This is a genomic window from Calothrix sp. FACHB-168 (genome assembly GCF_963889195.1).
Classification (GTDB): domain Bacteria; phylum Cyanobacteriota; class Cyanobacteriia; order Cyanobacteriales; family Nostocaceae; genus Aulosira; species Aulosira anomala_A.
On record NZ_CAWPNJ010000018.1, the window covers coordinates 128233 to 151195 of the forward strand.

The 22963-nt window shown below is 41.2% G+C and carries 20 protein-coding genes; 16 read left to right on the plus strand and 4 right to left on the minus strand.

Annotation, left to right across the window (positions count from 1 at the left end):
* Positions 1–75: 75 nt before the first annotated feature.
* Positions 76–1620 (plus strand): bifunctional phosphoribosylaminoimidazolecarboxamide formyltransferase/IMP cyclohydrolase, encoded by a 1545-nt coding sequence (gene purH, locus AACW45_RS10630; protein ID WP_190632949.1) that lies wholly within the window; start codon positions 76–78, stop codon positions 1618–1620.
* Between the two features lie 285 nt (positions 1621–1905).
* Here the strand turns inward: purH and AACW45_RS10635 are convergent, their stop codons facing one another.
* Complete coding sequence (locus AACW45_RS10635) at positions 1906–2403, minus strand: DUF2808 domain-containing protein (protein ID WP_190632950.1); 498 nt, start codon at positions 2401–2403, stop codon at positions 1906–1908.
* A 320-nt stretch (positions 2404–2723) separates the two neighbouring features.
* On the opposite strand from AACW45_RS10635, the gene AACW45_RS10640 reads away from it, so the two are divergent.
* Both AACW45_RS10640 and AACW45_RS10645 read left to right on the plus strand, forming a co-directional pair.
* On the plus strand, positions 2724–3398 hold the full coding sequence (locus AACW45_RS10640; protein ID WP_096645538.1) for a response regulator transcription factor: 675 nt from the start codon (positions 2724–2726) through the stop codon (positions 3396–3398).
* 197 nt (positions 3399–3595) lie between these two features.
* Complete coding sequence (locus AACW45_RS10645; protein ID WP_190632951.1) at positions 3596–4042, plus strand: GNAT family N-acetyltransferase; 447 nt, start codon at positions 3596–3598, stop codon at positions 4040–4042.
* A gap of 89 nt (positions 4043–4131) precedes the next feature.
* Here the strand turns inward: AACW45_RS10645 and AACW45_RS10650 are convergent, their stop codons facing one another.
* The 3 genes from AACW45_RS10650 to ahcY all read right to left on the minus strand — a co-directional run bounded on the left by AACW45_RS10650 (position 4132) and on the right by ahcY (position 6498).
* Complete coding sequence (locus AACW45_RS10650) at positions 4132–4467, minus strand: XisI protein (RefSeq protein WP_096645543.1); 336 nt, start codon at positions 4465–4467, stop codon at positions 4132–4134.
* Complete coding sequence (locus AACW45_RS10655; protein ID WP_190632952.1) at positions 4455–4871, minus strand: XisH family protein; 417 nt, start codon at positions 4869–4871, stop codon at positions 4455–4457. The genes AACW45_RS10650 and AACW45_RS10655 overlap by 13 nt, the downstream gene beginning before the upstream one ends.
* 349 nt (positions 4872–5220) lie before the next feature.
* On the minus strand, positions 5221–6498 hold the full coding sequence (gene ahcY, locus AACW45_RS10660; protein ID WP_190632953.1) for an adenosylhomocysteinase: 1278 nt from the start codon (positions 6496–6498) through the stop codon (positions 5221–5223).
* Between the two features lie 489 nt (positions 6499–6987).
* On the opposite strand from ahcY, the gene AACW45_RS10665 reads away from it, so the two are divergent.
* The 13 genes from AACW45_RS10665 to AACW45_RS10725 all read left to right on the plus strand — a co-directional run bounded on the left by AACW45_RS10665 (position 6988) and on the right by AACW45_RS10725 (position 22920).
* Complete coding sequence (locus AACW45_RS10665) at positions 6988–8604, plus strand: mechanosensitive ion channel family protein (RefSeq protein ID WP_373462066.1); 1617 nt, start codon at positions 6988–6990, stop codon at positions 8602–8604.
* Positions 8605–9050: 446 nt separating this feature from the next.
* Positions 9051–9428: a response regulator transcription factor gene (locus AACW45_RS10670; RefSeq protein ID WP_190548857.1), complete on the plus strand. Its 378-nt coding sequence runs from the start codon at positions 9051–9053 to the stop codon at positions 9426–9428.
* Complete coding sequence (locus tag AACW45_RS10675) at positions 9428–10849, plus strand: sensor histidine kinase (RefSeq protein WP_190632954.1); 1422 nt, start codon at positions 9428–9430, stop codon at positions 10847–10849. Before AACW45_RS10670 ends, AACW45_RS10675 begins: the two co-directional genes overlap by 1 nt.
* A gap of 175 nt (positions 10850–11024) precedes the next feature.
* On the plus strand, positions 11025–11942 hold the full coding sequence (locus AACW45_RS10680; RefSeq protein ID WP_190632955.1) for a DMT family transporter: 918 nt from the start codon (positions 11025–11027) through the stop codon (positions 11940–11942).
* A 101-nt stretch (positions 11943–12043) separates the two neighbouring features.
* A complete protein-coding gene (locus AACW45_RS10685; RefSeq protein WP_190632956.1) occupies positions 12044–12265 on the plus strand; it encodes a hypothetical protein in 222 nt (73 codons plus the stop codon).
* A 66-nt stretch (positions 12266–12331) separates the two neighbouring features.
* On the plus strand, positions 12332–12616 hold the full coding sequence (locus AACW45_RS10690; RefSeq protein ID WP_190632957.1) for a CTB family bacteriocin: 285 nt from the start codon (positions 12332–12334) through the stop codon (positions 12614–12616).
* Between the two features lie 185 nt (positions 12617–12801).
* Entirely contained in the window at positions 12802–13899 is a 1098-nt protein-coding gene (locus AACW45_RS10695; protein ID WP_190632958.1) for a cyclic nucleotide-binding domain-containing protein, read from the plus strand.
* 127 nt (positions 13900–14026) lie between these two features.
* The gene (locus AACW45_RS10700) at positions 14027–15478 is read left to right on the plus strand and encodes an NHLP bacteriocin system secretion protein (protein WP_190632959.1); all 1452 of its coding nucleotides are present in this window, start codon (positions 14027–14029) and stop codon (positions 15476–15478) included.
* 316 nt (positions 15479–15794) lie between these two features.
* Positions 15795–17978, plus strand: a complete 2184-nt coding sequence (locus tag AACW45_RS10705; RefSeq protein WP_190632960.1) for an NHLP family bacteriocin export ABC transporter peptidase/permease/ATPase subunit — start codon at positions 15795–15797, stop codon at positions 17976–17978.
* A 136-nt stretch (positions 17979–18114) separates the two neighbouring features.
* Positions 18115–21021 carry an NHLP bacteriocin export ABC transporter permease/ATPase subunit gene (locus AACW45_RS10710; protein WP_190632961.1) on the plus strand — a complete coding sequence of 969 codons (2907 nt, stop codon included), beginning with the start codon at positions 18115–18117 and terminating at the stop codon, positions 21019–21021.
* A gap of 211 nt (positions 21022–21232) precedes the next feature.
* Positions 21233–21712: a cupin domain-containing protein gene (locus AACW45_RS10715; RefSeq protein ID WP_190632962.1), complete on the plus strand. Its 480-nt coding sequence runs from the start codon at positions 21233–21235 to the stop codon at positions 21710–21712.
* Positions 21713–21881: 169 nt separating this feature from the next.
* The gene (locus AACW45_RS10720) at positions 21882–22268 is read left to right on the plus strand and encodes a phycobilisome linker polypeptide (protein ID WP_190632963.1); all 387 of its coding nucleotides are present in this window, start codon (positions 21882–21884) and stop codon (positions 22266–22268) included.
* 283 nt (positions 22269–22551) lie between these two features.
* Positions 22552–22920, plus strand: a complete 369-nt coding sequence (locus tag AACW45_RS10725) for a hypothetical protein (RefSeq protein WP_190632964.1) — start codon at positions 22552–22554, stop codon at positions 22918–22920.
* The last annotated feature ends 43 nt before the right edge of the window (positions 22921–22963 follow it).

Sequence of the window (22963 nt, forward strand, 5' to 3'; positions counted from 1 at the left end):
TGCCTTCTGCCTTGACCATTGGCTTGTAAAATATTCTTCTGCCTTCATGTTTGTACCAAAGGAAACTGGGGAATTATGGCACGTTTGGCTTTGCTGAGTGTATCCAATAAAACTGGATTAATTGACCTGGCGCGTAGCTTAGTAGAAGAATTTAACTTTGATTTAATTAGCAGTGGAGGTACAGCTAAAGCAATCAAAGATGCGGGAATACCAGTGACAAAAGTCTCTGATTATACAGGTTCGCCAGAAATTTTAGGCGGGCGCGTGAAAACTCTACATCCGCGAATTCATGGCGGGATTTTAGCACGTAAGGATTTTCCCCAAGATTTGACAGATTTAGAAAATAACCAAATTCGTCCGATTGATTTGGTAGTTGTCAATCTTTATCCTTTTGAAGAAACTATTGCTAAACCAGGGGTAAGTTTACCAGAAGCTATTGAACAAATCGATATTGGCGGCCCGGCGATGTTAAGGGCTGCATCGAAAAATTTCGCTCATTTGACAGTATTATGCGATCCCGTCCAGTATGATGAATATTTACAGGAATTACGGCTAAATAATGGGGAAGCATCCCTAGAATTTCGTCAAAAGTCGGCTTTAAAAGGATTTTTACATACTGCTAGCTACGACCAAGCGATCGCATCTTATCTCACCGCCGCCCAAAATGATGCATCGGCTTTACCCCAGCATTACAGCCTCGCTGGAAAGCAAGTACAATCTCTGCGTTATGGCGAAAATCCCCATCAAAGCGCTGCTTGGTATGAAACAGGTAGCACACCTACAGGCTGGGCGGCGGCAAGTAAGCTGCAAGGCAAAGAACTCAGTTACAATAACTTAGTTGATTTAGAAGCCGCCCGACGCATCATCACTGAATTTACAGATACCCCCGCAGCAGCAATTCTCAAACACACCAATCCCTGCGGCGTAGCTTTAGGCGATACCATCAAAGAAGCTTATGAAAAAGCGTTTAATGCTGATGCTGTTTCCGCTTTTGGGGGAATTGTCGCCCTCAACCGTCCCATTGATGAAGCTACAGCCAGTGAATTAACCAAAACCTTTTTAGAATGTGTGGTAGCACCAGGTTGTGAAGGTGACGCGCAAGCGATTCTCGCAGCTAAATCTAAAGTCCGGGTATTGATATTACCAGATTTAAACAGCGGCCCCAAAGAAACAGTAAAAGCGATCGCAGGCGGTTTTCTTGTCCAAGCCTCAGATGATATCATTGCTGACACCAGGCAATGGAAAGTTGCCACCGAACGCCAACCCAGCGACAGCGAATTAGCTGAATTGCTATTTGCGTGGAAAGTTTGCAAACATGTGAAATCCAACGCCATTGTTGTCAGCCGCGATCGCGCTACTCTAGGAGTAGGCGCAGGACAAATGAACCGTGTCGGTTCCGCCAAAATCGCCCTCGAACAAGCCGGAGACTTAGCCAAAGGCGCATTTCTCGCCAGCGATGGCTTTTTCCCCTTCGATGATACCGTGAGAGCCGCCGCAGATGCGGGAATTACTGGCATTGTCCAACCAGGGGGAAGCCTGCGGGATCAAGACTCTATCAAAGCTGCCAATGAATTAGGTTTAGTTATGGTGTTAACAGGTATAAGACATTTTTTACACTAAATTTGTTCCTGTATCTAGTACACTTTATCAAGTGTCACCAAACATACTTGTAAAATCTTTGGACAAATGATATCTTCTAGTAGTGTGTGAGGAGCAAGTTAAAGATAAAAAACGTCTGGGGTGGAAACACGGCAACACTCCCAGGCGTTTTTTAATTTTGATAGTTGATTGTTGACCGTTGACTGTTGACTGTTGACCGCACCGCACTGAGTTTGTCGAAGTCTTGACTGTTGGTTAATAACAACTGACCACTGACCACTGACCACTGACCACTGACAAAATTATTCAACTTTGATCGGGAAGATCAATTCTTGCTGTCCCCACTGGAATATCCCCTTGCAATCCCATCCTTTGCGCAGTCACGCCGTAAAGTAGAGTTCTCACGCTAGAAATCCGGTTTCTTACCCCTGCAAACTGCACTTCTATAGAATTACCAGGGGTTACAGGTTGATCAAAGGTAATTGTTAAACGCCCTTTTGTACTCTGTGTCTTAGCCGCAATTTCTCTACCCGATTGATCCTTAATTTGAACTTGCTCAAAACGTTCCATCTGGTAGGGGAGAGTAATCATTAAATCTTGTACAGACATCCCATCTACTGCAACTCTAATAAAGTGAGTATTATTCGATACGCCAGAGCCAGTGATATGGGGAACGTTAATTGTATAGCCTGTTTGCGATTGCGCTTGTGCAATTAGCTGTTGAGATGGCGCAGGTGTGGCGATCGCTGTAGCAGATGTAGCTAGAATTAAAGTAGATAAAGCACCAAAAATAAATCCTTTCATGAATCAATACCTATTTTTTAGATGAACTATTAACTCTAAAGCGTGAAAGAGCTTGTAATTAATAGATTGATTCATGAATATGAGATGATACTGACAGCTAAATGAAATTATTCTGAGATTTAAATATTAGTTTTCTCAGCTAAAATTTTATTAGCAATAATCCCCGAAAGTCCCTGATAGCAACACAAAAGCAAATTTTCTTATCAAAATCTCTAACTATTTTCAGGAAAAACTCATTTTTCTATAGCATCTAACGATTACAGTAAAGTTATTTTTAAAAGTTACTTTTATTATCATATTAGCTACTTGAGGCAAAAAACATGACAGCACATATCCTGGTAGTGGAAGATGAAGTCAAACTAGCGCGATTTGTGGAATTAGAATTAAGTAGCGAAGGCTATCAGGTGAGTGTAGCCCATGATGGGATTGAGGGTTTAACCTTAGCGCGAGACACATCACCAGATTTAGCGGTGCTGGATTGGATGCTACCAGGATTATCGGGTGTAGAAATTTGTCGGCGGCTGCGGGCAACGGGTAACTCTATCCCCGTGATATTATTAACTGCAAAAGATGAAGTAAGCGATCGCGTGGCTGGTTTAGATGCTGGTGCAGATGATTATGTAGTCAAACCCTTTAGCATTGAGGAACTTTTAGCCAGAATCCGCGCCCATCTTCGCCGCACTCAAGAAACAGACGAAGATGTTTTGCAGTTTGAAGACTTGAGTTTAAATCGTCGCACTCGTCAAGTATTTCGAGGTAAACGCGCAATTGAATTAACAGCAAAAGAATTTGATTTGTTAGAGTACCTGCTAAGTCATCCCCGTCAAGTATTTACTAGAGATCAGATTTTAGAGAAAGTTTGGGGTTACGACTTTATGGGAGATTCTAATATTATCGAAGTTTACATTCGTTATCTGCGTTTGAAATTAGAAGAAAATAACGAGAAACGCTTAGTTCATACAGTGCGTGGTGTTGGTTATGCACTGCGAGAGTAACTTTTAATATCTTTGTGGCTACGTCTATATATATGGGCTTAGAGCCAAGAATATTATTTCAATTAATACCAATATTTCACAAGAATGCGAGCTAATAATAAAACTCGACTATACCAGTTTGTTTATGCTCAAAGGGGAGTTGCCGAAATTCTCTGCCATAAATCTTTGCAATATATTTAACTATGTGATTTTAAACAATGGAAACAGTATTCACACTTGCATCTATTTCTAGCATAGAAACGCTGCTGAAGTTGATGAATGAATTCTATGCACACGAACACTTGTCTTTTGATGAGCAAGCTGCACGTTCAGCTTTAAAACTTATTTTAAATAATAATTCCTATGGTCAAATCTACCTGATTCATCAAGACAAACAGATTATTGGTTATTTAGTTGTCACATTTGGTTTCAGTATAGAATATGGTGGGCGTGATGCATTCATCGATGAATTCTATATTCAACAGAAGTATCGAGGACAAGGAATTGGAAAGCAGGGTTTACAGCTTGCAGAGCAAATTTGCCGAGAGCAAGGTGTTCAGGCGCTACATCTAGAGGTAGAAAGCAAGAATATCCATGCTCAGACTGTGTATAAAAAAGCAGGATTTGTTGAAAGCGATCGCTATCTTCTCTCAAAATGGTTATAACTTTTGATATTAAAAATGCGATCGCCATAAAAAATTAAGTTATCTCTGCAACTTTCAATTATCAAAGAAAGATTAAATTTCCTGAAACCTTAATTAACTGCGTATTCTGTAAACTTACGCATAAATGGCGAATGAAATCCGATGACAATATCTTGTTTTGGTACACCCTGTTTAATTAATTCTTCTGCAAAGTCAATTTCTGTACCATTATATTGCAGCCATATTTTATTATTTTTAATATCAAAATGCAGCACACAACCGTAAACGCGATGGCGATTGCGCCAACCTACATTTACTAATTGGTAATGGTCATGTTCTGTATCAAAAATCATTTGTCTTTCTACATCATCTTTGGTTGTAGCTTCATTAACATAATCTACAATCAATTTTTTAATTATTTCCCGATATTCGACTATTTTATCCATCGTTCAATCACTTCCTGTTCTGGTTCGTAAATCAGCAGCTTGAGGTTTTGAGACTGGATAACGATTTGCACTAACTCAAGTTTAAAAAACGTTTCATAAGTGATACTGGGAATAGCTAAATATAATTCTCTGTCTGGTTCTTCTTGACTCAATGCAGTTCGGTAGTTAATAAACTGTCCTAACGCTGTGTGAAATTGAGAAATTGCTGAACCTCCAATAAAACTTTTGATTTCAACGGCTATTTTTTCTCCTTCTTTCTGTGCCGCAATTAATTTTTCTGCACCTAAATCAATATAAATTTCAACTCCTCCAAAATCTAAATATATGGGATCTTCTGTAATTATCCAACCGTCTTTTTCAAGCGCATTTTTAACTGCATCGTGAAAGATATCTTTTGCCGGCATAGCAATATTTAGTTTAATTTAACTGCAACTTTGTGCATAATTATCCATATGATTTCAATTATATCTCAAAGCTAGAATCAGCAAGGCTTTCACTACCTAAAAACTATCTACAAAGGGATAGGGTAAGCTAATCAGCATTTAAGTTGCATGATTTGGGCGGGCAAGATGCCCACCCCACAAGAGACTGATAAAATTTAATCTGCAAATTAGATGTGTTTTAGCTTATTCGACTAGATTTTTTCAATAACTGATAAATGACACACGAAACGCCATAAAAATGGGATAGGCAAGTTGCCTATCCCAATGATAAATTAAGTTATATTTGCCACCCTAAATTATGAGGGTAAGCTTAGGTTCCAGAAGTCCAGGAATTGATGTACTCAATTTGGTCTGCTGTTAGGGTATCAATGTGAATTCCTAGCGCTTGTAATTTCAAGCGAGCAATTTCTTCATCTACTTCTCTAGGAACTGAGTGTAAACCAGGTTCGAGTTTACCTTTGTTCTTGACTAGGTATTCCACAGCTAAAGCTTGGTTAGCAAAGCTCATATCCATCACGGCGCTGGGGTGTCCTTCCGCAGCCGCGAGGTTAATCAAGCGGCCTTCACCTAGTACAATCACTGATTTACCAGTAGGTAATCTATACTCTTCAGTGAATGGGCGTACTTGCTTGACTTCTGTAGCTTTAGCTGCCAAGTATTTCAGGTCAAGTTCAATATCGAAGTGACCAGAGTTACAAACGATCGCGCCGTCTTTCATTGCGTCGAAATGTTCGCCACGAATTACATGTTTGTTACCTGTAACTGTGATAAACAAATCACCTTGAGATGCAGCTTCTGCCATTGGGAGGACGCGGAAGCCATCCATTACGGCTTCAATTGCCTTAATTGGGTCAATTTCGGTAACAATGACATTTGCACCTAAACCACGGGCGCGGAGTGCTGTACCTTTACCACACCAGCCATAACCAACTACAACGATGGTTTTACCAGCTAGCAGGATATTTGTAGCGCGGATAATCCCGTCTAGGGTTGATTGACCTGTACCGTAGCGGTTGTCAAAGAAGTGCTTGGTGTCTGCATCGTTGACGTTGACTGCGGGGAAGGTAAGAACGCCATCTTTGAACATGGCGCGTAAGCGCACGATTCCGGTTGTGGTTTCTTCGGTGGTACCAATCAAATCAGCAATTTGATGTTGACGGTGTTTAACCAAATCCGCAACTACATCGCTACCGTCGTCAATAATAATGTTGGGGCGATGGTCTAAAGCGATTTGCACGTGGCGGTTATAAGTTTCCGCATCTTCGCCTTTAATCGCAAATACAGGAATTTCGTAATCGGTGACTAAGCAAGCTGCTACGTCATCTTGAGTTGATAAGGGGTTACTAGCAATCAATACTGCATCAGCACCACCAGCTTTCAGGGCGATCGCTAAATGTGCAGTTTCGGTGGTAACGTGGGCACAAGCCACTAGTCTCAACCCAGCAAAGGGTTTTTCTTGAGCAAAGCGATCGCGGATTTGCCGTAAAACTGGCATTTCGCGTCCAGCCCATTCAATACGCTGTCTTCCCAAGGGAGCTAGGGCGAGGTCTTTAACCTCGTGCTTTAATCGGGGAGAAGTTGCGGTCATCAAAAATGTCCTCTAAAAAGTCAAAAAAGGTACGTAACCTTTACGTACTCTAATAGATTATTCCACGACTCGCAATTTTTGGCTGTCATCACCAAACACTAGTCGAAGATTCTCTGAACTAGCTTGACGTTTGATTGGGTTTCTGTCAACTGAAAACAGATGTAGCAAGATGAATTTATCAACTACTAAATATGAATTTTTGAATGAGGAAGCTATTGCCAGTTATGAGTATAAGTACTGGATATTTAATTTATACTTTTTTCATTTTTCCTTTATCCTGGATCGGAGTAATATCCAAAATTCCTGTAGTTATTGCTTGCAGTAAACAAAGTATGATGTCATCTGCCTAAAGATACATTTTCTTGAAATTCAAAAATATCTCATTACCAAAGACAAATTCAACTTTAGATAGGTACATTTACTTAAAATTATTGTGGAGGATAACTGGGCGGGTATTCCATAGAAGATGTTTAGCAAGGAGGTTTTGGAGTGCGCTTGAAATTTTTGGCGCTGATGAGTTCAATGGCGATCGCTGTTGTCTCAGTCCCCAAAGCTACAGCTCAAATTCCCTTTTTACCGAACTTGCCAACTCCTAGTAGTGTAAGTAAAGATTCAGACAAACAAACTGTTAGTGGCTGGATCTATTTAGACGGTCGCAGGTTGTTTCAGATAGCAGCAACTAGAACCAATTTCCCAGAGCGATCGCAAAATATTCAACAAAACTTGAATGAAATTAGCCAAAGTTATCTGCGTTCCTCGGCACAGTCAATTAATGTCCAGGTAGAAAATACCAACAATGTGCCTGTAATTACCATCAACGGTCAATACCTCATGACTGTCACTTCCGAAGACGCCAGACTGCGAGAGGAAGATGCAACTCTGAGCGCCAATCAAATTGCGGATACATTGCAAGATGCTTTTCAACGGGCAAAGCAAGAGCGGAACACGCAATTTTTAATTGACCAAGGTAAAATAGCAGCTGCGATCGCCTTAGCAATGATTGCTGCTAGTTGGGGTGTATATCATTGGCAGCTTCGTTCGCAAAAAAATGCCATACATCTAAGCCTTCCGGCTTCGCGTCAAACGCAACAAATTACCACGCAACTAAATCAACAACAATATCGGCATTTAGACGAAGTTAAAAAACGTCTGTTTCAGCTAACCCAAGCGGGAATTTGGGGTGGTGGTACATTCACAATTTTGGGTTTATTTCCCTACACCAGAATTCTTCAGCTAGGAATTCTCTCAGCTGCCCAAATTCCTCTGAGATTGGGGATTGTGGCGCTAGGAACTTATGTAGTAATTCGTTTTAGCTATGCGCTGATTGACCGCTTTACCTCAACTCTTATTAATAGCGGTGCTTTATTTAATTCGGACACTTCCGAACGCTTGCAATTACGTGTTTCTACCTTTTCTGGCGTAACTAAAAGTATTGCCACTATTACCTGTGTAATCTTTGGTTTTTTCCTCGCCTTAGTCGCCTTGGGAATAGATGTAGTTCCCTTATTAGCAGGTGCAAGTTTAGTGGGTGTAGCAGTTTCCCTAGCTTCGCAAAACCTGATTAAAGATGCGATTAACGGCTTTTTGATTATCCTCGAAGACCAATACGCCTTAGGCGATGTGATTAACGTCGGTACAGTCGGCGGCTTAGTTGAAAATCTCAATTTGCGGATGACTCAAGTCCGCGATTCGGAAGGACGATTAATTACTATTCCCAATAGTGAAATTAAAATCGTCGCCAATCTTTCTAGCCGTTGGTCTAGAGCCGATTTAACCATTCCAGTAGACTACCAAGCCAATATTGACGAGGTTTTGCAGTTAATTAGTACTGTAGCTTTAGATATGGATGAAGATCCGATATGGCAACATCAAATTGTCGAGACACCAAAAGTTTTAGGGGTTGATAATTTTGGCGATCGCGGTTTAATTATTCGTGTATGGATTAAAACCCAACCTCTCAAGCAATGGGATGTAGCCAGAGAATATCGTCGCCGTCTCAAAATTGCCTTTGATGAAGCTGGAATTACCATTCCTGTTCCTCAACAAGCAATTTGGATTAACGATGTGCAATTGCAGCAACTTCAGGAGAATGGCAAAGTAAATTAACTATTTTCTGGTAAACAAATCAATATGTAAGGGTACAGAATTTTGTGCCCTTATAATCGAGATTCGCACAGCCATCATCTGCTGTAAGATACTTCCAGAGAATAAATTACCCAATTTATTTAATCAGATTTTTCTTTACTACCCCTGCCCCCTTGCTGCATAGCGATTGATTTTTTATTTGGCAGTATCTAAGGGACTTCCAAATAAAAAAATATACAACTATTTATTGTGGGGTGGGCGTCTCGCCCGCCCATAGTCAAAGGCGGGCAAGACTTCGGCGTGAGCGCTCAGTCGAACGCTGCCCACCCCACAAGATTGGATAATTTATTTCTTAGAAGTCCCTAAATGGTAGTCGCGATCGCATTCTTCCCTAAGAAGGATGGCAGAGATACAGAAGAGCCGACAAATTATAAATACAAAAAGTCGTTTGAAATTCAAAATCGCAAATGCCACATGTCTTACTCGTGGATGATGAAGCTGCTCTGCGCGACAGTCTCACATATACATTACAAAAAGAAGGCTACACAGTGAGTACAGCCGTTGATGGGCATAATGCAATCAAACAGTTCCACAAGCAAGTACCAGATATCATTTTGTTAGATCTGATGCTTCCTGAAGTTAGTGGTATGGAAGTTTGTTGGCGAATTCGCGCCTTCTCTAATGTGCCTATTGTTATGCTCACAGCTAAAGATCAGGATGTAGATAAAGTTTGGGGTTTGGAAGCTGGAGCTGATGATTATGTGACTAAGCCCTTCAATACTCGCGAATTGCTAGCACGCATCAAAGCTGTGTTGCGTCGTCGTTCAGACGAGGACAAGCCTTAATGAAGGGCTTCTTTTCCCGCATTAAGTTAAACACCATTCATGCCAAGCTGTTAGGCACTTACCTGATGCTGACAGCTTTTGGCACATCGCTGCTAGCAGGTTATATTCTCTGGTCATTCGCTGATTATTTTATGCGAATGCGACAAGTTGATTTGGATAACTGGACGGGTGCTTTAAGTGAAAGTGTTGCAGATGCACTCACAGAAAAAGATATTCCCCGGGTACAGTTGTTAGTCAAGCGATACGGCGCACCACAAACGGTTACTTTACGTGTTTTTACTCAAGAAGGTAAGCTTATTGCTACATCTGCCCCAAGGCTCGACTCTCAAGTGAAAGATTGGTATCAGGTTCCAGGAATGCGCGTAGCTCTCCAAAATCACGTAGATCAAGGAATCGCCAAAGGAGTTTTATCCCAACAAGACAGACTCTATATTGCTCGACCAATTGAACGCAACGGTCAATTTTTAGGTGTATTGCGCATGTCGATGACGCTGGAGCAATTTCAGCGACAGTTTGCGCGGGTATTTTGGAGTGTTTTAGGTACGCTAGGAATCACCATTTTGCTGTGTGCGTTTATTAGCAGTCGCTTCGCGCGTAGTCTCGCCAAACCGATTGAGATTATGCAGCACTTTGCTATTCGCTTAGGTGGCGGACATTTTGGCGATAAACTCACGATTCATGAGAATAATGAGTTAGATCAATTAGCCGCCGAACTAAATCGCATGAGCGAGCGATTAGCGTCTTTGGATCAAGAACGGCGAGTGTTTTTAGCCAATGTTTCCCATGAACTGCGTACCCCCATAAGTAACGTTCAGGTAACAGTAGACGCACTCAAAGGGGGAGCTTATGAAGAACCAGAATTACGCGATCGCTTTTTTCTCACTATCGACAGCGAAATCAAACGTTTAGCGCGTTTAATTCACGATCTCCTCGATTTAGGGCGTTTAGAAGCGGGAGTTACCAAACTCGAACAGCAAACCATCCCCCTGCGAGGATTAATTAATCGTGCGGTGAATGCAATCGAACCGCGAATGCAAACTGTGAAAATTTCTTTGGAAGTTAAGGTAGAAAATTTACAGATTGAAGGCGATCCAGAGCGATTATTACAAGCAATTCTCAATTTGTTAGATAATGCGATTAAACATTCACCCCCTAACTCTCAAATTTTGATTTCTGGATACAGCAAAGGAAAACAAGCAGTTATTCAAATTCAAGACCAAGGAAAAGGGATTAAAGAAGGCGATTTACCCCGAATTTTTGAGCAATTTTATACTACAGACCCTTCCCGCAAAAGTAGTGGTAATGGTTTGGGGTTAGCAATCACCAAAAGAATTATCGAAGCTCATCAAGGTACTATTACAGCTAATAGCCTTCCTAATCAAGGCGCAACTTTTACAATTTATTTGCCTTTAAAAGGCTAAAAATCACAGATTTATACCTATATAAAAAATTAGGTATATGTAGGGTGAGCAACGCTTACCTAGATATACTATTGCTGAGTTCGCTAATAGTTGAGACAAAAGAACAGTAGTATAACTATTGACCGTTGTGAAATCTTGACTTATGAAAGTAGCTACATAAATTAAGTCAATAATTATGACGGTTTATAACTTGAAAAACTCTGCCTTCTGTTTCAGAGGTATCTTATCTGCATTGTTGGCTATTTTAATTTGGTCAACAATGGGTACAACTGTCAAATTAACGTTGTCAAATGTTGATAGTTTCACCACGACATTCTATGTTACTTTATTATCTACTTGCATTCTTGGTATCTATATTGTTATGCAAAAAAAACTGCCTATTCTCTACCAAGAATGGAAAAATCAGCAGTTTTTCTTCATGATTGCGGGAATTATTGGTTCGGGAATTCAACCAATCTCCTGCTTAAAAGGTTATCAACTTCTACCCGCTTCCCAAGTAGTTGGGATATTTTATATATATCCATTGCTGATGACAATCTTTGCTGGTTTTTGGTTTCGCGAACGCTTATCTTACAAATCAATTTTGCTGCTAATTACTGGTTTTGTGGGAGTATATTTGTTGATTGCCCAAAATCACTTATTAAGTATTCAACTTAATTTTGGGGCTTTTGCCACCTTCATCGCTGCTGCAACTTGGGCTTTTTTCTGCGTGCTAATTCAGCATAAAAAATTTGATGCGCATGTAGGAATATTTCTGTTTAATGGCTTTGGTATGTTGTTTTTACTCGGTTTAGTCCCAGCATTTGGGTTGACATGGACATTAAGCATAACTGAATGGTTGGGTATTATCTATTTAGCAGTATTTACTTCTATTATTGCGACTTTACTTTGGAATCAAGCATTGCATCTAAATTCAACACAAATATGTTCAATGCTGGCATTATTGACTCCGCTATTTGCCCTCATTCTGAATATGACAATTCTCCATGAATCAATTGTACCTACTCAATTAATGGGATTTATCATCTTAATTGGCTCAGTTGCTCTCAATCTTAGCGGCTGTTTACGATTACAGCATATTTCAGATAAATGAGGTACGCGCTTCGGGGCATGGCAGTGCCAATGCCCCTACAATCAACGATTATCTGTACTTCACCAACTTGCAATTCGCTGTAAAATCTAGCTGTTAATTAAGTGACGGTAAGAGAAAATGGTAGGCAAGCGTTGCTCGTCTACTATCACTTTTTTGATGATGAGCGTTGTTTGACGATTGCTGCAGATATAATTGCGATCGCCAATAAAAATGATCTTTGTGACCAATTCCATCGTCTCACAGCTTGGGAACGGGAGATGAGGAGATGGGGCTTCTCTGGAAGACTTGAGGCGCTAAACAAAGCTACGCCAAAGGCTGTCTAGCATTTTGCATAAGTTCCACCCCCCCAGAAATATCTAAGTTTCAGCAGCATTCCGCAGGATAAAAGAATGTCTAATGAAACAAATATAAATAATAGTCCCGTTGAATTATCGCCCGAAGAACTAGACGCAGTCTCAGGTGGAATCGATATTTACCTATCTGGCTCCACTTTTGAACAAAGAGATATATTTTCCGTCAATCGCCGGAATTTTCGCAGAAACAGCAGAAATTCTCTTTTTAGATCTTCTTATATATCTTCCTCCGCATTTCAATTTATCGGTTTGGGCTTTAGTTCCGTAAGCGATGCGCTGAGTTTTGTCAGTGGTTTCGCCAAGCTTTTTGGTAGGAAATGAGAGGAGTGTTGACGGTTGACTGTTGACTGTTGACTGCGCTGCACTGCGATGCCCTGAGCTTGTCGAAGGGAGCCTGTCGTTCGCGTAGCGTCCCGCAAGGCAGTGTTGACGGTTGAGTAATGAGAAATTAGGGGTGAAGGTTGCAGAATTTTTCTCCCATTCGTTGATTTATAGGGAGTTGAGTAATGGCAGAGGTTCTATTAAAAGAACTTAGTAATGAAGATATAGATTGGATGTTGGCGGTAGGAAAGCAAGCAGAAATTGCGCCGGGAAAGGTTTTGATTCAACAAAATCAACCCCTAGATGCACTGCATATTCTCCTTGATGGTGCATTGACAGTTTCACTAAATCAGTCGGATAATAATCCGTTGGGACGTGCTTTTGCAGTGCTAGAAGGTGGGACTTTACCCGGAAGGGAAATTGCGCGGTTATCTAGTGGGGAGATGGTAGGGGAAATTCCCTTTATTGAAACTTATCTACCTGCAACTACTGTGAGCGCGAAAACCAAATCTTTGGTGTTAACAATTCCCAAATTCCAACTAATCCAAAAACTACAACAAGATTTGAGTTTTGCGGCGCATCTCTACCGCGCCAGTGCAGTGCTGTTAGCCAATCGTCTAGAACAATTGATGAATCAGTTGGGGAACAGTACGGTAGTTTTGAGTCAATCCCAATTGCGGGAAGCTTTGATTGTCTTTGCAGAGTTACAGGATGCTGATATTGATTGGTTAATTGCGGCGGGAAAAGTCGAACAATTTGCGGCTGGTTCTGTCTTAATTCGCGGCGGTAGACCGATAGAAGCGTTACATATTTTACTTGATGGGGCTGTAGCTTTAAATGCCGCAACAGGGGAAATTAACCCCTTAACCAGAGCTTTTTCTAATTTAGAAGATAGCGAAAATCAAGTCTTAGAAAAGGAATTTGCGCGATTATGGCGGGGCGATATTGTGGGCGAAACCCCATTTATTGAAGTCCAACCGCCAGCAGTGACAGTGAGGACAATACGGAACTCACGAGTATTATCGATTCCTAAGTGGCGATTGTCAGCAAAACTATTGCATGATGTCGGCTTTGCATCTCGATTTTACCGCGTGTTGGGGATTTTGTTGGCGGATAAACAACAAGCGATCGCTCAACGCTTAGGATATGGGCGACTGACTTACAGTAGCGGACAATCTTTAGATCAATCCTACGCTAACGAACTTAATCTTAATTCTCTCTCACAGGTGGCGTTAGCCGGAGCGCGGTTTGACTGGATGCTCAAACGGATTGGGATTGAGTAATTGGGCATTGGGCATTGGGCATTGGGCATTGAGTATTTATTTTATTACCCCCTCTGCTTCCTCTGCACCCCTGCCCCTTCCCTAACCCCTAGCCCCTAACCCCTAGCCTCTAAATAAAGGTGAAAAAATGGTAACACAGCAAGATACGCAGAAACGGAATATTTTTCGTCAGGAAGCTTTAGATAGAGTTGCTTCGCCGGAACAACTCGATCAATTAATTAAGGTAACAAATCCGAAACGCTGGTTTTCTTTGTTGGCGCTGGGTTCCTTGGTAGCGGTGGGAACTGCTTGGAGTGTGTTTGGGCGTATCCCGATAGTTGTCTCAGGAAGAGGGGTATTAATTTATCCTAGTAAAGTGGTGACTGTGCAAGCAGCTAACCCTGGAAGGATTTTAGCGTTAAATGTGCAAGTAGGCGATCGCGTGAAAAAAGGTCAAGTGATTGCAACTATAGATCAAGCTGAATTACGCAAGCAATTGCAACTAGCGCGAGAAAAATTAGCACAGTTACGTTTTCAAGATGAAACCGCCAATCAAGTGCAAACACAGCGTTCTAATTTAGAAGAGATAGCGATTCAGCAACAGCGTCAAACATTACAAAGAAGTTTAGAAATAGTTCAATCTCTCACCCCAGCGTTGCGGGAACAAACACAAACTGTAATGAAACGCGAACGTCTCAATCTGCAACAACGTATCCAAACTTTACAAGAATTATTACCGATTTATCATGAAAGATGGCAAAAACGGAAAAAACTCTTTAAACAAGGTGCTGTTCCCCAAGATACAGCTTTACAAGCAGAGCAAGACTATAAAAATGCTCAAGCACAAATCAATGAAGCCAAATCCCAATTAAATCAACTGGAATTAAGGGAAACTGACACCGAACGTCAGTATATGAATAATCTCAATCAAATTAATGAGATTCAAACCCAATTAAAGGCTTTAGAAAGTCGTCAAGCAACCCAAAAAGAACAAGATTTCACCACTGTAACTAACAGAAAAAAAGAAATTCAAGAAACTCAACGTGTCATTGCTCAATTAGAATTACAATTACAAAAAACTAGTCAAATTGTCAGCGATTACACCGGAAGAATTCTAGAAATCACCGCCAAACCAGGACAACAATTAGAACCAGGTGGAGGAATTGGGACAATTGCAGCTAATGAAGAATCTGCGAAATTAGTTAATGTGACTTTTTTACCTGTAAGTGAAGGTAAAAAAATTAAACAGGGGATGTCTTTACAAGTTACACCTTCTACCGTGAAACGCGAAGAATTTGGGGGAATAGAAGCGAAGGTAACCAATATTTCTGCATTCCCGGTAACACAGCAAGGTGTAGCCAGTTTAATTGGTAATCCTGATATTTTACCAGGTATATTGAGTCAAGGAGCGCAAATAGCAGTTTTTAGCGAACTTCAACCAGATACTTCTACTAATAAAAGCTATCGTTGGTCTTCATCAAAAGGGCCTGACTTAGAAATTACAGCAGGAACCACAACTTCTGTAAGGATTACAGTTGAAGAACGCGCACCGATTACCTTTGTATTACCTATTTTCAAATCTTTGACAGGATTGGGGTAATTCGTGATTTTCAAGAGGTTTAATCTTCTTATATTCCAAATAATTAAACCTCTTGTATAATTTCTAACTTGCGCCTTCTTCTTTGCGCCTACCCTGCGGGAAGCCACTTCGTGTCTATGCGCCTTTGCGTGAGAAAAAAAAGAAATCAATGGAACCGCAAAGAACCCCAAGAACGCCAAGGAAGAATAGATGCACATAATTCTCCTCAAAGATAGATATCTAAAAAAACTCTGCGCCCCTTTGCGTTAACCTTAGCGTACCTTTGCGTTTAAAAAATTAAAACCTTGTGCAACTTTACTAATAAATAATATTAACTATGAAATCTTTATTTAATAAAATCCCTTCAATTCGCCGCACACCAACATTACTCCAAATGGAAGCAGTAGAATGTGGTGCAGCAGCTTTGGGAATGATTTTAGGTTACTATGGCAGAATTATCCCCTTAGCAGAATTACGCCAAGCTTGCGGAATTTCCAGAGATGGAAGTAAAGCTTCAAATATTTTAAATGCGGCGCGGAGTTACGGATTACAAGCTAAAGGTTTTAAGGCGGATTTACCAGCACTAGAACAAATTCAATGTCCTTATATAGTATTTTGGAATTTCAACCATTTTTTAGTCGTTGAAGGCTTTAGTAAACAGCGCGTTTATTTAAACGATCCAGCGACGGGAAGACGGACGGTTTCTGTAGGGGAATTTAGCGAAGCTTTTACCGGGGTAGTTCTCGTATTTGAAAAGGGTACGGATTTTAAATCGGGGGGACATAAACCGAGTTTAGTTTTAGCTCTAACTTCACGATTACGCGGTTCAGGTTGGTCTTTAATTTATTGTGTATTGGCGGGATTTTTATTAGTAATACCTGGTTTGGCCATCCCCACATTTTCGCGAGTATTTGTAGATGAAGTATTAATTCAAGGTCGAGATGATTGGTTGCGTCCGCTAATATTTGCGATGTTATTTACTGCTTTATTAAGTGGTTTGTTAACACGCTTGCAATTACAGTTATTGCGACGACTAAAAATTAAATTAGCAATGGGAATGTCGAGTAAATTTATTTGGCATTTGCTCCATCTTCCTGTAAGTTTTTACGATCAACGTTTTGCTGGGGAAATTAGCAGCAGAATTCAACTTAACGATCGCCTGGCTAATCTCCTTTCTGGTAAACTGGCAACAACGGTAATTTCTGCCGTGATGGTAATTTTTTATGCCATTGTCATGTGGCAATACGATCGCCTATTAACTCTGATTGGTATTGCCTTTGTCGTCGTCAATCTTGTAGCGTTGCAATGGGTAGCTGGATTGCGGGTTGATACTAATATACGCCTAATGCAGGAACAAGGCAAAGTGAGCGGGATTGCGATCGCAGGTTTGCAAAGTATGGAAACCTTGAAAGCTTCTGGTTTAGAGTCCGATTTTTTCACCCGTTGGGCTGGATATTACGCCAAAGCCATTAATGTGCGTCAAGATATGGACAATCTCAATCAGAGTTTGGGAATCTTACCCAGCTTTTTATCTGGGATTACCTCCATGTTATTGCTGGTTGTCGGGGGATTCCGCGTCATCAATGGGGGGTTGAGTATTGGGATGTTAATTGCATTTCAATCCTTAATGCAGCAATTTATGCAACCGGTAAGTCAACTCATCAGTTTAGGTGGGGATTTACAAGAACTGGAAGGAAACTTAAATCGCCTAGATGATGTCTTACGCAACCCGGTGGAAGACAGCAGGGGAGCAGGGGAGCAGGGGAGCAGGGGGGATTGGTCTGTTACTTCCCCTAAACTGGAAGGATATCTCGAACTGCGTAACATCACCTTTGGCTATAACCGAACTGCACCACCGCTAATTGAAAATTTTAGTCTTTCCCTCAAACCAGGACAACGTGTAGCGTTAGTTGGTGGTAGCGGTTCTGGTAAATCCACCATCGCCAAGGTAGTAGCCGGATTATACCAACCTTGGGCAGGGGAAATCTACTTCGATGGACAACCCAAACAGCAAATTCCGCCTCAGATATTGGTAAACTCCATCGCCACAATCGAACAAGACATTATGCTATTTGCTGGTAGCGTTCGCGATAACCTTACCTTGTGGGATACTACCATACCTGATAGTAACTTAATCCAAGCTTGCCGCGATGCTGCTGTGCATGAAATTGTGCGATCGCTTCCTGGAGGTTACAATGCAGACTTATTAGAAGGCGCAAGTAACTTGAGTGGGGGACAACGTCAAAGATTAGAAATCGCCCGCGCCTTAGTCAATAATCCCTCAATTTTATTAATGGATGAAGCCACCAGCGCCTTAGATGCAGAAACCGAAAAAATCATCGATCAAAACCTACGTTTACGCGGCTGTACCTGCGTAATTGTCGCCCATCGTTTGAGTACAATTCGTGATTGCGATGAAATCATAGTTCTCAGTCGCGGTAAAGTCGTCCAACGCGGTACTCATGACGAATTAAGTCAAGTCGAAGGGCATTATTTAGACTTAATTAAAAGCGAAGGCTAAACCAAAAAAACTCTCTACAACTCTCCTTTCTTGGCGTCCTTGGCGTCTTGGCGGTTCAATTCATTTTTTTCTCACGCAGAGACGCAGAGGCGCAGAGGAGAATAAATTTCCTAATATAGTAAGAAGAAATTTAACTATGCTAGCTGAAGAAAATCAAACCAACCCACTCAGTGAATCATATATATTCAAAAATAACGACCCCCTACTACTCGACAACCCAGAAACAATTTGGCTAGTCAAATCCGGTTCCCTCGCCATCTTCGCCATCAACGTCCAACATGGTATACCCAAAGGAAGACGACGCTATCTATTTAGTGTCAAAGCCGGCGCAGCCATGTTTTCCGCTCAATTAAACTCCCCAAACGGACATTATCAAATCCTCGCAGTTGCTTTAGAAGAAACCGAACTATTACAAATTACCAAATCCGAATTTTCTCCAACTTCCACACCCGAATTAATTGAAAATTGGGTACAACTTCTTAGTTCATCCGTCGCTGAAATCATCTCCCCCAAAATCCCCACACCCGCGAACATTCCCGGATGTACTATATTAGGCGAAAAAGAAATATTTCAAGCACCACATGACATGGTTGTGTGGACGCAAATTCTCCAAGGAAAAGGTAATTTATTAGGCTTAGATACCTTAGAAATCACCTCCGAAATTGGACGCATTCCTTTATATGGATATCTCTGGTTACAAGCTCAAGATGTAATTGAAATTGATGCTGTATCTACTACAGATTTAGCCGATACTCATACATTATTAACCGGATTACATCATTTACAAATATTTGTTTTACAAGCAATTTCCCAACTCGAACAACAAGCCAACACCGCAGAGTTAGCTAGATTTCAAGCCAGGGAACGGTTAAATAATCAAGCGATCGCCTCTACTCTCAGTAACTTTGCTAACATCTTCGATGCTGATACAACGCCTAAATCCCCCACAAAACCAGCAATCGACTCCGAAGAAGCACTGTTATTTGCCGCCGGGGCAGTAGCAAAAGTATTAGGCATATCCATTCGTCCCCCAGCAAACTCAGAAGACTTGCGACGAGTACGCGATCCCTTAGATGCGATCGCACGGGCTTCCCGGATTCGCATCCGGCGCATCACTTTGCGGGATAATTGGTGGCAGCAAGATAGCGGCGCTTTGTTAGCTTATACTTTAGCAGATAACCGCCCGGTGGCACTGTTACCCATTTCGGAGACGCGCTACGAAATTATCGATCCGATAGAACAAAAGCGGATAAAATGCGATCGCCAAATCGCTGCAACGATATCACCGACAGCTTACACCTTTTATCGTCCTTTACCAGCAAACCTCAAGGTATTGAACTTGCTACAGTTCGCCTTTAAAGGACGTTCTAAAGAACTAGCGACAATTTTATTCACCGGAATTGCGATCGCATTATTGGGGATGATTACACCCCAAGCTACCGCCATCCTTATCGATCAAGCCATTCCTGATGACAATAAATCGCTCTTATACCAAATCGCCTTTGGATTAGTAGCCACAACTCTAGGCGCAACCCTATTTCAACTCACCCAAGGCGTAGCGATAATGCGCTTAGAAACCTTTGCCGATACTTCCACCCAAGCGGCTATTTGGGATAGATTATTAAATCTCAAAGCTTCATTTTTCCGCCAATATTCCATCGGTGATTTAAGCGCCCGTGTTGCTGTTATCAGTCAAATTCGCCAAAAACTCAGCAATACATTACTCAAAACTTTATTTTCCAGCTTTTTTTCCCTGCTCAATTTAGGATTGCTGTTTTACTACAGTCCTTCCTTAGCCTTAATTGCTGTTTTTGTCGCCTTAATTAATATAGCTGTCACCATTATTTCCGGTATTCTCACCATCCGCAAAGTCCGCCCCTTACTAGAAATGCAAGGTAAACTCTTTGGGATGATGGTACAAATCATCAACGGTGTCGCTAAATTTCGGACTAATGGCGCACAAGCGAGAGCATTTGCTTACTGGGGCGGGCAATATCGCCAGCAATTACGCTATATGCTCGATGCTCAAAGTATCGAAGATAATTTGGTAGTAATTAACAATCTTCTCTCCGCCTTAACTCCTGTAATAATTTTTGCCTTCGCCACTAATTTACTGCAACAATCCCAAGCCAATGGCGGAACTTTTTCCCCGGGACATTTCTTAGCTTTTAATGCAGCATTTGGTACATTTATTAGTGGAGCGACGAGCTTAAGCAGTACCGCCGTCGATATCTTAGAAGCTTTACCATTATGGGAACGCGCCCAACCTATCCTCCAAGCAACCCCAGAAGTTGACGGTAGCAAAACTGACCCAGGCAGATTATCAGGCAGAGTCGAGATTAGCCATGTAATTTTTCGCTACCGCCCTGATGGCGCACTCACCTTAGATGATGTCAGCTTACGGGCAGAACCAGGAGAATTTATCGCCTTGGTGGGGCCTTCGGGGAGTGGTAAGTCTACTTTATTTAGATTGTTGTTAGGATTTGACACACCAGAATCGGGTAGTATTAATTATGATGGGCAAGAACTGTCCGGATTAGATGTCAATGCTGTTCGCCGTCAATTAGGCGTAGTTTTGCAAAATAGCCGCTTAATGTCTGCATCCATCTTTGAAAACATTTCCAGTAACGCTGTCATCTCAATGGAAGAAGCATGGGAAGCTACGAGAATGGCAGGTTTAGCCGATGATATCGCCGCCATGCCAATGGGGATGCATACCGTAGTCAGCGAAGGGGGGACAAACCTTTCTGGCGGACAGCGACAACGGTTATTAATTGCCAGAGCTTTGGCATTACGTCCCCGAATTTTGGTGTTTGATGAAGCCACCAGCGCCTTAGATAACCGCACCCAAGCGATAGTTAGCGAAAGTTTAGAAAAGTTGAATGTTACCCGGATTGTTGTTGCTCATCGCCTCAGCACCATTCGCAACGCCGATCGCATTTATGTATTGGAAAATGGTAGGTTAGTCCAACAAGGTAACTTTGACCAACTCGCCCAGCAACCAGGATTATTTAGCCAATTGATTCAGAGACAGAGATTATGATTAGTCAATGGTCAATGGTCAATGGTCAATGGTCAATAGTCAATGGTCAATATAGGACTTATATTTGATTTGGATAAAAAACTCAGTACACTTTTATTCCTTCTTACCTGTTCCCTGTTCCCTGTTCCCTCCCTAGGCAAATAATTTCAGTAATCAAAGCGGATTCCTATCAATGTAGTATGCACACATTGTCCCCTATTGGAAAGCCTGTATGTCACAAGAAACAAGGCCGATAGCCATCAATGCGGCTGATGTACCAGCAAGGACTAAAGTTTCTAACTATCCTGAACCATTCGCTTCCCGGATGCAAGGAAGAGAGAAACGTCCACTTGGCGACTTATTTGGACTGACAAACTTTGGTGTAAATCTTACACGCTTAGTACCTAATGCTATTTCCTCTCTCCGTCACGCTCATACCAAACAAGACGAGTTCATTTATATCTTACAGGGGTATCCCACACTACGCACAGATGATGGAAATACTGTACTTGCTCCCGGAATGTGTGCAGGTTTCAAAGCTGGTACTGGTAATGCGCACCATCTAATTAACGAAACTACTGAGGATGTTGTCTACCTAGAAGTAGGTGATAGAACTGCGGGAGACGAAGGACAATATCCTGATGACGATATTCAGGCTTTACTTGTGGATGGTAAATGGAAGTTCATCCACAAAGATGGAATGCCTTATTAGTCAATAGTCATTGCTCAGAGACGCGATAAATCGCGTCTGTACAATTTTCATTTATCCTCCTTGTCCCCTTTTCCTTATTCTCTCCGCTTAAAATTAGTAAATACTTCGGTTGTTCCTGGATTCCGGTTGATGATAAGTTGCTTACAGCATCTAATTTCAAGGTTATTGTATGGCAAGCACAATCATTGATCCTGGCGATTTTAGTGACTATAGCAGTCGTCAAGTGACAATTGAAGTTACAGGGGGTTGTCATCGAGAGTTAATGCGGAAGGCACATTATACGAAGACAATTCCATATAATTGTCTGTCGCAAACGATTAAAAGCATTAATCGTCAGGGTGGTAAAATTACCCGTGTTACTTTATCACCTTCCCATCATTCAGACGCAACAATTGATTCTCCTGAGTCACTAGTTAAAATCGCTGACAGTGATTTGCTTTCTTCGGCACATGAAGAGATACCAACTTTAGCTCAAGTACAGTTGGAAGAACCAGCGATTCCTGCGGGTAATGCAGTGTCTCACGCAGAAGAGTATTCTTTTAAAGAAGAGTGGTAAGCGAGCGGTTAATCAATTTTGAATTTTAGATTATCCACATAGCTAATTTGAGATTTTGGATTAGCTATACAATTAAATTACTGGCTATTGAAGCAACTGCAATTGTACAGCTTTCATCCAAAATCTTCAATTTTGAATTTTGAATTTAACAATTTTAATTTCAATTTGCTGTATTATATAAGGTGTTAATTTCCCCTAATATTTGGGTATTAGGGGAAATTTGCTATCTAAAAGTAATAAGATTTAGTCAGAATAAACATAGATTCTCTAGCTTTATATAACTATGCTTCAGATAGATAGAGGTGCATTAAAAGCCAGAAATACATTATTTATTATGTTTCTGGTGCTTTGTCTTTTAGATATTACCCTAGTAACAATTGCCAGAGATAAATGGGCAATTGGACGTATTTTATTCACGATTGGCGTTATGTATTTTGTTTTCCAGGGGCGGAAATGGGCGAAATGGCTGATGATTGGTATTTGTAGTTTCCTGACTGTGATTTTAGTCACAATGGTGATAGCACTGATTTCAAAATTATCCAGTTTGCTCATTGTCGGTAGTTTGATAATGGCAGTTCTCAGCGCAGTTATTGCTATTTATATGGCTAATAGCAAAGATTTAAATCGATACTTGGCGTGGAAACGTCAATAATTAGAAACAAAATTTAGCTAAAACAAAAAGAAGCCTCTCGCTC

Bases quoted from the DNA above. Each gene is read 5' to 3' on its own strand.
- purH (WP_190632949.1), top strand. From the start codon at position 76: ATGGCACGTTTGGCTTTGCTGAGTGTATCCAATAAAACTGGATTAATT.
- AACW45_RS10635 (WP_190632950.1), bottom strand. From the start codon at position 2,403: ATGAAAGGATTTATTTTTGGTGCTTTATCTACTTTAATTCTAGCTACA.
- AACW45_RS10640 (WP_096645538.1), top strand. From the start codon at position 2,724: ATGACAGCACATATCCTGGTAGTGGAAGATGAAGTCAAACTAGCGCGA.
- AACW45_RS10645 (WP_190632951.1), top strand. From the start codon at position 3,596: ATGGAAACAGTATTCACACTTGCATCTATTTCTAGCATAGAAACGCTG.
- AACW45_RS10650 (WP_096645543.1), bottom strand. From the start codon at position 4,467: ATGGATAAAATAGTCGAATATCGGGAAATAATTAAAAAATTGATTGTA.
- AACW45_RS10655 (WP_190632952.1), bottom strand. From the start codon at position 4,871: ATGCCGGCAAAAGATATCTTTCACGATGCAGTTAAAAATGCGCTTGAA.
- ahcY (WP_190632953.1), bottom strand. From the start codon at position 6,498: ATGACCGCAACTTCTCCCCGATTAAAGCACGAGGTTAAAGACCTCGCC.
- AACW45_RS10670 (WP_190548857.1), top strand. From the start codon at position 9,051: ATGCCACATGTCTTACTCGTGGATGATGAAGCTGCTCTGCGCGACAGT.
- AACW45_RS10675 (WP_190632954.1), top strand. From the start codon at position 9,428: ATGAAGGGCTTCTTTTCCCGCATTAAGTTAAACACCATTCATGCCAAG.
- AACW45_RS10680 (WP_190632955.1), top strand. From the start codon at position 11,025: ATGACGGTTTATAACTTGAAAAACTCTGCCTTCTGTTTCAGAGGTATC.
- AACW45_RS10690 (WP_190632957.1), top strand. From the start codon at position 12,332: ATGTCTAATGAAACAAATATAAATAATAGTCCCGTTGAATTATCGCCC.
- AACW45_RS10695 (WP_190632958.1), top strand. From the start codon at position 12,802: ATGGCAGAGGTTCTATTAAAAGAACTTAGTAATGAAGATATAGATTGG.
- AACW45_RS10700 (WP_190632959.1), top strand. From the start codon at position 14,027: ATGGTAACACAGCAAGATACGCAGAAACGGAATATTTTTCGTCAGGAA.
- AACW45_RS10705 (WP_190632960.1), top strand. From the start codon at position 15,795: ATGAAATCTTTATTTAATAAAATCCCTTCAATTCGCCGCACACCAACA.
- AACW45_RS10710 (WP_190632961.1), top strand. From the start codon at position 18,115: ATGCTAGCTGAAGAAAATCAAACCAACCCACTCAGTGAATCATATATA.
- AACW45_RS10715 (WP_190632962.1), top strand. From the start codon at position 21,233: ATGTCACAAGAAACAAGGCCGATAGCCATCAATGCGGCTGATGTACCA.
- AACW45_RS10720 (WP_190632963.1), top strand. From the start codon at position 21,882: ATGGCAAGCACAATCATTGATCCTGGCGATTTTAGTGACTATAGCAGT.
- AACW45_RS10725 (WP_190632964.1), top strand. From the start codon at position 22,552: ATGCTTCAGATAGATAGAGGTGCATTAAAAGCCAGAAATACATTATTT.